Source organism: Carboxylicivirga sp. (assembly GCF_982718395.1).
Genome location: NZ_CEXQWX010000068.1, coordinates 1 through 11405 on the forward strand (window position 1 = coordinate 1; position 11405 = coordinate 11405).

Sequence of the window (11405 nt, forward strand, 5' to 3'; positions counted from 1 at the left end):
TTGGCTTTAACCATAGGAGGTATATAGCTTCCTGTACCAGTGGCTACCGCATAAATCTCAGCCTTTGAATTCATTTTAATTGTTTTTCTAATATCAAACTATAAGTTTTTGTCGATAAACTCCAACTCCAGTGTTTCTCCATCAAAAACACCATATGAGAAATTCTGTATCCAGTCGCCAAGAAATACTAGCTGGCTTTCAGGTCCCACACAGACCGTTCGTGCCACATGGCGGTGACCAAATACAAAATAATCGACCTTTTCTTTTTTTAAATACTCTTTGGCATATAAAACGGCGAACTCCTTATCGTCGCCAAGATAATTATTGCCATATTCTTTATTGTTTTTTTCACGACTCTTGCCTGACCAGAAGTTGGCTAGTCCAATTCCGGCATTAGGATGGATTCTCTCAAACAACCATTGCGCAAATTTATTTGTGAAAACTGACTTAAGAAAGTTGTAATGACGATCATAGTCACCTAATCCATCACCGTGAGCAAGAAATAGCTTTTTTCCATTAAAATCTTTGACGATCGGTTTGCGATAAACCTTTACCCCACATTCATTCTCCAGGTAGTCAAACAACCAGATGTCATGGTTTCCTGTAAAGAAGTGTACAGGAACACCGAGATCTGTAATCTCAGATAACTTGCCAAGAAATCGTGTAAAACCACGTGGAACAACTCGCTTGTATTCAAACCAGAAGTCGAAGATGTCGCCCATTAGATATATCTCAGCTGCTTCATGTTTTATTGAGTCAAGCCAGGTAACAAATCGCTTTTCATGCCGACGATGATCTTTAATTCCCGGAGCTCCCAGGTGTACATCTGAAGCAAAATATATTTTTTTGGTCTTTTCCAAGTAGTTGCGTGCCATTTTTAATTAACCGGACAAATATATTAGAAAATTCAAGTATCTCCTAACGAAATAAAATGGGTAAATGATTGCTGAACAATCAAATGAAATAGTCGAAACGATCTATTTCGTGTATGATAATCGATGTAATTTACTAAAGTGCTGATAATTAAAAAGCCGCAATTCTGATGAATGCGGCTTGTCATAACAATTCGTTATAAAATGTCGTTAAGCTTATCAGATAGCATATTTCCATACAGGTTTTTACCAATTATTTCGCCTTTTGGACTAATGATATAGTTGGCAGGAAGTTGTCTGATATTGTATAACCTTGCAGGATATGAATCTGTGTATCTCAGGTCACTAACATCAATCCATTCGTATCCTTCTTTTTTAATAGCACTTTCCCAAAGCACCTTGCTTTTATCCAAAGAAACAGAATACACAGCCAATCCTTTATTTTTGTATTTAGAATACATTTTCTTCAAATGTCTGTTGGATGCAATCGATTTTTCATCCCATGAAGCCCAGAAATTAACAACAATGGTTTTCCCTTCCAGAGATGAGAGTTTAATTGTGTCACCATCAATATTAGGTGCTTCAATGTCAACATATCCGCTTGCATCAGCTTTTGACTCTAATAATTCATTTGCAAATTTCTGACGTTGTTGTTGAGCTTTAGCGCTTAATACATAATTGTATAAGTGACCAGCTCTTTCTGATTCTGGAAAATACAAATTCAGACTGGTGGCCAATGTTGAAAAGTAAACCTGATCCTTTTTATTATAAACATCTAATATTGCTGCATTATCATCCAGTCTTTGAAAAAGAGCGTAATAACCGGCAAAAGAACGTGGGTATTCCATAATAAACTCACCAACAAATGCTTTGTGATCTTCCAGTTTTTGATCGTACTCTTGTTCTAAATCTTTTCGAGCCTCGATATCTTTTTCACTAGTCGCTTTATATTTTGCCACAAGTGTGTTCAATTCCTTATTGAGTTTACGAATTCGTTTGTTGAACATCTGGATATATACTGAACCAATAGAATTTCTTAACTGGTAGCTGGTTTCAAGGTTTTTAGCTTCTGCATTAACTATTATTGTTTCAATGGAATCAGCTAACAATGTTATATAATTATTAGTGCTAAGCTTAAGTAACAGGAATGTGGGCTCTTCAAATCGATCTTGTTTAAATTTGAAATCGCCATTCTTTAATTTGATTGAATCTAATGTTACGGTTTGATTCAGATCCATGCGTTGCAGATATAGCATTTTATCCTCAGCTCCTTCAATATGACCTGATATTATACATTTATCTTTATTAGTACATGAACTTGCCAAAGCAATTATAAATGATATGAAAAGAATCTGCTTCATAGTTCGTTTCAATTGATGACTTTAATTGTTTGTTCGTTACAGTCAAGGTTTATAAATCGCCCAAATATAGGATTAATTTTTCATTAATTGCTGCATGCTTACTGATAGCTCTTCCAATAGCTTTGTACGTTTCATGATGATCTTGTTTTTATCAACGAGTAGTAAATATGGAAGTGATGTCAGACCCAGTTGGTGAAGAACTTCGGATTCTGTTCCTTTCAAATCAGATAAATGCAATAGTGCTAAACGATCTTGTTTAATGGTCGATAACCACTGCTTTCTATTAGTATCGAAAGAAATCATACATATTTGCAAACCTTGTGATCTGTACTTTCGGCTCCAGCGCATCAGCTGTTTGCTTATCTCTCTTGATGAAGGATCGTTTGATTGCCAAAGAACAAATAATGTCGGCTGGTTCACAATACTGTCAATGGCAATATTTTCACCCCAGGCATTAGGTATTCTTACCCCAGGCAATGTTCTGCCTTCTTTTGTGATTGCATTAAACAAGTTCCAATGCATTAATGAATCAACTTGTTGAGCAAGTTTTTTAACAGGTAGATAATCAGGGTAAAGCGTATTTAAATGATTACTGGTTTCATAGATAAGGTCAGCCTCTTCGTGCGGACTAAAAATGAAATGATTACCAGCCTTAAGCTGAATGGTCAGAAGTGGTAATAGTGAATTTCTGAAATTATTATTGACACGCTTGATCTCCTTTGTTTTAGCTTTTATTTTAGTATTAATCAGATTAAAGATTGAATCACGTGTTTGAATGTAATCACCGGCTTTAACAGAATCAGGAATTGAAGCAGCAATATTGCTAATCTCCTCTTCAAGATTGGTAACCATTTGTTCGCAGGCCCATAATGCGGTTGTTTCCTTATTATTTGATATTGTTAGTTTAGGGTTATAATGATTGAAATCACCTTTGATGACAGATGGTAGCGTACTGCTGATTAACAATGTTGAAACTGGTACTTTATCAATTCGAAGCTGGTAAACTCCATTAGGAACGGAATCTTTTATAAAGACACTGGAATTACTTTCAGCCTGTAGAATAGCTCTGTCAAAAAACTGAAAGTCTTCCTGCAAAAAGAACAATTCAGCCGTATCAATCTTTTGGTTACCTGTATCTAAAGTCAGATAAGGTGTTTTTTGAGGTTTGGAGCAACCGATCAATGACAAAATAAAGAGACTGGTGATAATCCACTTCATGTAAACTTGTTTTAAGCAAAAATATAAAAAAAGCCGTTTAATGACATTGGTAAAGGTATGAGTAGTAAATATGAATTGAGTGCAGTGCTGAAATTGAGTTTATGCAGTTGCATATTTAGATGATATTGTTGAAGTTAGTTTAATAATTAGATTGTTTCGGAATTTTGGATAAATTTGGTCGGTTATTTAATCAGGATAAAGTCAACCATAGCTCATCAATAAATACTACAATCAACATGGATAATAACGGATATTTGGATTTTGTCAAAACGACATTATCAAATCACGGAAGATTAAATGCTTTTAGCGACTATAAGGGAGATACGATAACATTTGATCAGGTTGGCGAACGGATTGTTGGACTGCATCAACTCTTTCGTGAACTCGGTATCAATAAAGGAGATAAGGTTGCGTTGATTGGCCGTAACATGACCAGTTGGGCCGTTATTTATTTGGGAACGATTTCATTCGGTGCCGTTATTGTGCCCATTTTACCTGATTTTAATTCGAGCGATATTCATCACATAGTGAATCATTCAGAATCCAAGCTTCTTTTTGTAAGTGACTTGATCTTTGATAAACTGGATGAAAATAAGATGCGCGGAATTATGGGTATTGTGTCAATTAATCGATGCACTTCAATTGTTGACAATACCAATGGTAAGTTAAAGACTGCTGTTGAAGATTTACAGCCATTCTTTAAAGGTGATGGAACAGCTTTTAAACCTGAGCAGCTTGATTTTCCAAGTATTCCTTCGGAAGAGTTAATGGTATTATCTTATACTTCAGGAACTTCTGGATTTTCAAAAGGAGTGTTATTACCACATAGAAGTATCTGGTCTAATATTAAATATGCGCGAGAACATCTCATTTTAAAACCTGAAGAACGCGTGGTATCTTTTTTGCCATTGGCCCATGCTTACGGTTGTTTGTTTGAATTTTTATGGCCCTTCACAATGGGATGCCATATCACCTTCTTAACACGCACTCCTTCGCCACAAATTATAACCGAAGCATTCAGGCAGGTAAAACCACACCTGATATTATCTGTACCATTGATTCTGGAGAAGATTTTTAAGAAACGTGTTCAGCCTCAATTAGAAGAAACGAAAGTGAAAACTTTGTTAAAAATTCCGGGGTTGAATAAAGTTGTATACAACAAAGTTAAGAAGAAATTACTGGAGGTTTTTGGAGGTGAATTCAGAGAAATAGTTATTGGGGGAGCGGCTTTAAATAAGGATGTTGAGCTATTTCTCCGCAAAATAGGTTTCCCTTTTACAATTGGCTATGGCATGACCGAATGTGGTCCGTTAATAAGTTATGCCCCATGGAGAGAATCCAGAAAATTCTCAGCTGGTGAATTAGTGGATCGTATGGAAATAAAGATCAATTCAAAAGATCCTTATAACGAAGTAGGAGAGATCCTTGTCAAAGGCGATAACACCTTGTTGGGATATTATAAAAACCAGGAAGCTACCGATGAAATATTTGATGCAGATGGATGGTTGCACACTGGCGATTTAGGTGTGATTGATGAGCAGAATTTTATCTACATCAAAGGACGAAGTAAAAATATGCTCTTAGGACCTTCTGGGCAGAATATTTATCCAGAGGAGATTGAAGCAACCATTAATTCGCTTGAGTATGTACAAGAGTGTTTGGTTCGAGATAATGAAGGTAAACTAGAGGCCTTAATTTATCCGGATTATGAGGCAACCGATGCAGAAAAGTTGAGCAAATCACAAATTGAAGAGAAACTGCAACTGGTAAAAGCTGAAACGAATAGAATTCTGCCGGCTTACATGAATATTCAAAAAGTAACATTGTTCCCGGAAGAATTTGAGAAAACGCCAAAAAAAAGTATCAAACGTTATAAGTATATAAAATAGAATCATATTTGTTCATGTTGAAGCCATCCTAAACAGGATGGCTTTTTTTGTATGCTACATCCTGTGCTCATTAGAGGAGCTATTTAGTAGCGTGCTGATATTCAGAAATAAAATCCTGACAGTTATGAACCTTTTACATCTGATAGTGTTTAATTGATATTTGATGATATTAAACAATTGGAGGCAAAAAAGAAAATAATCATTCTAGGGGCAGGCTTTTCCTCTTTATCGGCTAGCTGTTATTTGGCTCAAGCCGGATATGACGTGCTGGTATTGGAAAAGAACAATGTTGCAGGTGGAAGAGCTCGTCAGTTGAAGCGAGATGGATTTATATTCGACATGGGACCTACTTTTTATTGGATGCCCGATGTTTTTGAAAAGTTTTTTGGTGATTTCGATCGAAAGGTAAACGAGTTTTACCAACTAAACAGACTAAGTCCATCTTATAAAGTGTGTTTCGGTACAGATGATTACCTGCAGATTGATGCTGATTTGGCAGTGATTAAACGAACTTTTGAAGCATTGGAACCAGGAAGTAGTTTGTATCTGGAACAATTCTTACTGAAGGCTAAAGACTACTATGATATTGCTGTCAAAGATTTGGTTTATAAACCCGGTGAGAAACTAAGCGAAATTGTAACACCTGCTACCATCAAACGAATGGCTGCATTTACTAAGACCATTAAAAAAGATGTAGCCCGCTACGTTAAACACCCAAAGTTGCAAAAGGTATTGGAGTTTCCGGTTTTATTTCTGGGTGCTAAACCTTCCAATACGCCATCTTTCTATAGCTTTATGAATTATGCTGATTTTGTTTTGGGTACCTGGCATCCACAAGGAGGTATGTATGAAGTAGCAGCTGGAATGTATCGATTGGCAAAGGAATTAGGTGTCCGTTTTGAGTTTCATTCTCCCGTTGATGAAATAATGATTGAGCATGATATGGTTACAAAGATCCGGTCAGGCAATCAAGAATTTAAGTGCGATGTTTTGCTGAGCGGAGCTGATTATCGTCATACTGAGCAATTATTGCCAGACAGATATCGACAATACTCTGAAAACTATTGGAAACGGAGGACATTTGCCCCATCTGCCTTACTATTTTATGTAGGTTTTGATAAGCCATTGGAACAAATGGAACACCATACTTTGTTTTTTGATGTTGATTTTGATAAGCATGCGTCTGCTATTTACGATACAAAAATGTACCCGGATGAGCCATTGTTTTATGCCAGTTTTCCATCCAAATCAGATCCAACCGTGGCACCTGTTGGAAAGGAAGCCGGTATATTCCTCATTCCTTTAGCACCAGGACTTAATGATACTGAGGCCATCAGAGAAAAGTATTTTAATGTTATAGTTGAGCGGATAGAACATTTGACTAAACAAAATGTCAGGTCTCATGTTCTGTTTAAAGAATCGTTTGGTGTAAGTGATTTCGTTTCGCTGTACAATTCATACAAAGGAAATGCTTACGGATTAGCTAATACTTTACTGCAAACGCATGTATTGAGACCTAAATTAAGAAGCAGAAAGGTGAAAAACATGTTTTTTACCGGACAGCTGACTGTTCCAGGGCCCGGGGTACCACCATCCATTATTTCGGGTAAGATTGTAAGTGATTTAATCATTAAACACATTGCGCCATGAAACAATTGTTCGATTCGTCGAGTTACAACTGCAGCCGTCTTGTAACACGTGCCTACAGTACTTCATTCTCCAAAGCTATTACTCTTTTAGCGCCATCCGTACGTCCGGCAATTTATGCTATATATGGTTTTGTACGGTATGCCGACGAGATTGTAGATACGTTTGATGGCTACAACCAGGAAGAATTACTACTTGAATTTGAAGAAAATTACGAAAAAGCACTCAAGAGACGAATCAGCCTGAATCCCATACTGAATGCCTTCCAGGAAGTGGTGCATCAATATCGTTTATACGATTTGGTTCATTCATTTATGGACAGTATGAAAATGGATTTGTATAAAACTGAATATAAAACAGCCAAAGAGTATACCGACTATATTTATGGTTCGGCCGATGTTGTCGGTCTGATGTGTTTAAAAGTTTTTGTTAAGGGCGATGAAGGACAATACGAAAAGCTAAAACCATCGGCTATGCGATTGGGATCGGCATTCCAGAAGGTGAATTTCTTGCGTGATTACAAGGATGATACCCAGGAACTGGGACGTTCGTACTTTCCTAATCTGAAGAACAAGTATTTAGATAATGATACCAAAAATGAAATTATCAAGGATATTGAAGCCGATTTTGAAGAAGCTTATGAAGGTGTGATTCGTCTTCCAATAGAGGGGCGTCTAGGTGTTTATCTGGCTTATCGTTACTATAAGCGCTTACTGCAAGAATTAAAGGCAGCTGATAGCCGACGAATTAGAAAGGAACGTATACGAATCAACAACTTTTTGAAGCTGGAGATTTTGGTCGAATCTTATTTACGGTATAAACTAAATGCCATTTGATGAGGTATCTCGCATCTTTATTATTGATGTTTATTTGTTCCTCACTTTGGGCCATCGGGATTAATGAGGTGCGATACCAGTTTCATGCTATTGACAATCAAAAAAAATTAAGCAAGTTTATCGAAGCAGTAAAGGATATATCTGAAGAGAATATGGTTCCTTATAAAGAGGCCGCAAATATGAAAAGGGCGAAATATACTTTTAGCCCGATAAAAAAGCTAAAATATTTTAATGAGGGGAAAGATCGATTAGAAGAGTTTATACGACAACATCCTAAAAACATTGAAGCCCGCTATGTAAGAGTACTGATTCAAAGTGAAGTGCCCTCTTTTCTATCGTATCAGAATGAGCTGCAAGAGGATGTTAAGTTTATAAACAAATATCTGACAAGTAGTAAACTGCCCGATGATTACAAAATGCTTATGCGGAAAAAGGTTGATGAAATCATTCAAAAACACAAATTATGATACTGTTCTACACCCTTATCACATTAGCCACTTTTATATTTATGGAAGGTGTTACCTGGTTCACCCATAAATACATCATGCATGGTTTTCTATGGGTTTTGCATGAAGATCATCATCACCCAACAAAAGGCCAGGTGTTTCAAAAGAACGATAGTTTCTTTTTTATCTTCGCCACGCCCAGCATCTTGCTGTTTTATTTTGGCTTTCAGCCCTCAATCAATTATTTGTTCTTTATAGGTCTCGGCATCTTCTTTTATGGGATGGCCTATTTTTTGGTGCACGATGTGTTTATTCATCAACGATTTAGTTGGTTTTCGAATGTGCAAAATGCATATATGCGTGGACTACGACGGGCACATGGTAGTCATCATACTGGTGGTAAGTGTTTCGGAATGTTGTGGGTTCCACGGCAGTTTATTAAAGAAGCCAAAGAAGGCAGTTTAAATCTATCGTAGCGGATGGCCTATACCTATTTAATCATTAATCTGGCCTGTATCAGCATACCCTTGCTGGCCAGCTTTTATCCGCGGCATGCTTTTATTAAAGAGTGGAAATATTTTCTTCCGGCCAATATTTTGGTAGCTATTGGTTTTCTTATTTGGGACGCAATTTTCACTCACTTGGGTGTTTGGGGTTTTAATCCTAACTACCTGATTGGGATTAACATTTTTAATTTGCCCCTTGAAGAGGTATTGTTTTTTATTGCCATCCCTTATGCATGCGTTTTCACATATTTTGCTTTGCGTTACCTGATTAAAAAAAATCCTTTGGATCAGTATCAGGGATTAATTACAATTTCATTGGCAATTATCTTTATCCTATCTGGTATAGGATTTTGGGGAAAGTTATATACTTCCATTACAGTTTTGCTGGCAGGAATGTATTTATTAATCTTGTTCTATAAAAAACGGAACCTCGCTGATGTTTATTTGTCCTACTTGGTTATCATCCCGTTTTTCTTTATTAGCAATGGAATACTTACCGGATTGTTTCTCGAATCACCCATTGTGTGGTATAACAATGCCGAGAACCTGGGTATTCGTATGTTTACCATTCCAATCGAAGACAGTGTTTATGGTTTTGTTTTAATCCTTATGAATATTGATCTATACGAGTGGATCAAGAGAATGTATCATGATTGGAAGTGATCTTTCTGCTGTTGGAAACAGCTTTCTAACTTTTAAAAAGGTTATTCCGTAGGACAAATAAGACATATTCAGTTTTCATATTCCTTTCAAGAAAATAGCTCTTAGAAGCACATTCACTTTTGAAACTACGAATCGCACAGGTTGTCACAAATTCCGTTCCTGCACAAAACAGAACAAGTTTTGTGAAGATATTGGTAATCTGTAATTTGACATTAATATCTATTGATCAGGCTGATCACTTAATACCACGTTATTAATTTCTCTCAGGTATTTTTGACTACCGGAAATACTGCAAAATTGATCAGGTATGCCAATGCGGCGAACAATCGGGTACGTTTTAATTCTTTTTTTGGCGTACAGATCATTAATCTGTTCAACAATCGCGCTTCCAAATCCACCGGATAGTTGGTGTTCCTCAACAGTAATCAATTGATCGTACTTACCACATAGATCAACGAGATAATCTGATAATAAAGGCTTTATTATTGGAAAACTATACAAACTATGATTTAGCTTACTTTCCCGGATGTAATCCTGACAGTATGCCAGCATAGCACCCGTACTTAGAACAGCTGCCTTACTTCCAGCAATAATCGGGATTGGCTGACCAATGTTATAACTTGAAATAGATTCTTCATGTACGTCGGGTTCACCAGCTTTCCCAATTCGGATGTAAAAAGGAGACTCTGAACGAATGGCTTTTTTTGTAATTAATCGTGCTTCTTCCGGGTCACCAGGTGCGGCCACAATTAGGTTTGGTATTGTTCTTAACATTCCTAATTCCTCAGTAGCATGATGTGATGCGCCTAATGATCCATATGCATATCCTCCTCCAACGGCAATTACCTTTACATTACGGTTATGGTAGGCAACAAGGTATCTAATCTGCTCCATGCATCGAAGAGTTGGAAAATTACCGATGGAATATATAAAGGGTATATATCCTTCGCTCGCCAGTCCGGCAGCTATCCCTGCCATATTTTGTTCTGCAATTCCAACATTTATAAACCTATCCGGAAATTGTTCTGCAAATGGCTCAACGACACTATATCCTAAATCACCAACTAAAAGAAATATCTTAGGGTTGCTTTTTGCTTCTTCAATTAATTGTGTTACAAATGCTGTTCTCATTACATCTTTTTAATTTGTTCGCAGGCTGAATTATATTCTTCTTCACTAGGGCTCTTATAATGCCATTTTATGGTATCTTCCATAAAATCTACTCCTTTACCTTTAGTCGTATTGGCAATAACAACACAAGGTCTTTGATTATTCGGTGCTGTTTGAAAAGCACTAAGTATTTCGTCATGATTATGACCATCAATCACCATCGTATTCCAGCCAAAGCTTTTAAATTTCTTATCCAATGGTTCTAAATCCATAACTTTTTCAACCCTGTCCAGACTCTGGATTTTATTGTAATCAACTATAACAGTAAGGTTATCCAAGTTGTGATGAGGAGCAAATAAGAACCCTTCCCAGTTTGAACCTTCATTTAGTTCTCCATCGCTTAATAGGCAGTAAGCTCTTGCATCCTGATTCTTATGCTTTTTCGCTATAGCGCAACCAATTGCATGGGAAAGGGTCAAGCCTAAACTTCCTGCTGATAGTTCAACGCCTGGAATATAATGAGAAACATGGGAGAGAAATAAACTATCATCTTGTGAATAGGTGTTTAAATCTTCAATCGGGAAAAAACCTTTAGAAGCCAGAGTAGCATATAAAGCCGTGCAAGCATGGCCTTTAGAGAAAAAGAATAAATCTCTTTCCGCCCACTCAGGATTATTCGGATCAATCTTCAGGATGTCGTTATACAGAACGGCCAGAATATCAGCACAGGATAAGGCCCCACCAATATGTGATGCCTTAGCTTTGTGAACCATATTTAAGCATAACTCACGGATTTGCTTAGATAATTGTAAAGATGAGTTGATTGTATTCATTTGTTTAAGTTCTGTCAATAATTT

Annotated in this window: 11 protein-coding genes; 6 read left to right on the plus strand and 5 right to left on the minus strand. The window is 36.8% G+C overall.

Annotated features, from left to right (window positions below):
- Window positions 1–98 precede the first annotated feature (98 nt).
- From AC4MRQ_RS13505 to AC4MRQ_RS13515, 3 genes are all read right to left on the minus strand, one after another.
- Window positions 99–875 (minus strand): UDP-2,3-diacylglucosamine diphosphatase, encoded by a 777-nt coding sequence (locus tag AC4MRQ_RS13505; RefSeq protein ID WP_491198211.1) that lies wholly within the window; start codon window positions 873–875, stop codon window positions 99–101.
- A gap of 194 nt (window positions 876–1069) precedes the next feature.
- Complete coding sequence (locus AC4MRQ_RS13510; protein WP_491198212.1) at window positions 1070–2233, minus strand: redoxin domain-containing protein; 1164 nt, start codon at window positions 2231–2233, stop codon at window positions 1070–1072.
- A 72-nt stretch (window positions 2234–2305) separates the two neighbouring features.
- The gene (locus AC4MRQ_RS13515; RefSeq protein ID WP_491198213.1) at window positions 2306–3451 is read right to left on the minus strand and encodes a TlpA disulfide reductase family protein; all 1146 of its coding nucleotides are present in this window, start codon (window positions 3449–3451) and stop codon (window positions 2306–2308) included.
- A 236-nt stretch (window positions 3452–3687) separates the two neighbouring features.
- Between AC4MRQ_RS13515 and AC4MRQ_RS13520 the strand changes: the two genes are divergently transcribed.
- The 6 genes from AC4MRQ_RS13520 (at window position 3688) to AC4MRQ_RS13545 (ending at window position 9438) form a co-directional block, all read left to right on the plus strand.
- On the plus strand, window positions 3688–5340 hold the full coding sequence (locus AC4MRQ_RS13520; RefSeq protein WP_491198214.1) for an AMP-binding protein: 1653 nt from the start codon (window positions 3688–3690) through the stop codon (window positions 5338–5340).
- A gap of 153 nt (window positions 5341–5493) precedes the next feature.
- Window positions 5494–6990 carry a bifunctional phytoene desaturase/3,4-desaturase gene (crtID, locus tag AC4MRQ_RS13525; protein ID WP_491198215.1) on the plus strand — a complete coding sequence of 499 codons (1497 nt, stop codon included), beginning with the start codon at window positions 5494–5496 and terminating at the stop codon, window positions 6988–6990.
- Window positions 6987–7823 carry a phytoene/squalene synthase family protein gene (locus AC4MRQ_RS13530; RefSeq protein ID WP_491198216.1) on the plus strand — a complete coding sequence of 279 codons (837 nt, stop codon included), beginning with the start codon at window positions 6987–6989 and terminating at the stop codon, window positions 7821–7823. The genes crtID and AC4MRQ_RS13530 overlap by 4 nt, the downstream gene beginning before the upstream one ends.
- Entirely contained in the window at window positions 7823–8290 is a 468-nt protein-coding gene (locus AC4MRQ_RS13535; protein WP_491198217.1) for a hypothetical protein, read from the plus strand. The genes AC4MRQ_RS13530 and AC4MRQ_RS13535 overlap by 1 nt, the downstream gene beginning before the upstream one ends.
- Entirely contained in the window at window positions 8287–8745 is a 459-nt protein-coding gene (locus tag AC4MRQ_RS13540; RefSeq protein WP_491198218.1) for a sterol desaturase family protein, read from the plus strand. Before AC4MRQ_RS13535 ends, AC4MRQ_RS13540 begins: the two co-directional genes overlap by 4 nt.
- A gap of 3 nt (window positions 8746–8748) precedes the next feature.
- Window positions 8749–9438, plus strand: a complete 690-nt coding sequence (locus AC4MRQ_RS13545) for a lycopene cyclase domain-containing protein (protein WP_491198219.1) — start codon at window positions 8749–8751, stop codon at window positions 9436–9438.
- Window positions 9439–9657: 219 nt separating this feature from the next.
- Here the strand turns inward: AC4MRQ_RS13545 and AC4MRQ_RS13550 are convergent, their stop codons facing one another.
- Together AC4MRQ_RS13550 and AC4MRQ_RS13555 are read right to left on the minus strand one after the other, a co-directional pair.
- Complete coding sequence (locus AC4MRQ_RS13550; RefSeq protein ID WP_491198220.1) at window positions 9658–10569, minus strand: transketolase family protein; 912 nt, start codon at window positions 10567–10569, stop codon at window positions 9658–9660.
- Window positions 10569–11381: a transketolase gene (locus tag AC4MRQ_RS13555; protein WP_491198221.1), complete on the minus strand. Its 813-nt coding sequence runs from the start codon at window positions 11379–11381 to the stop codon at window positions 10569–10571. Before AC4MRQ_RS13555 ends, AC4MRQ_RS13550 begins: the two co-directional genes overlap by 1 nt.
- Between the last annotated feature and the right edge of the window lie 24 nt (window positions 11382–11405).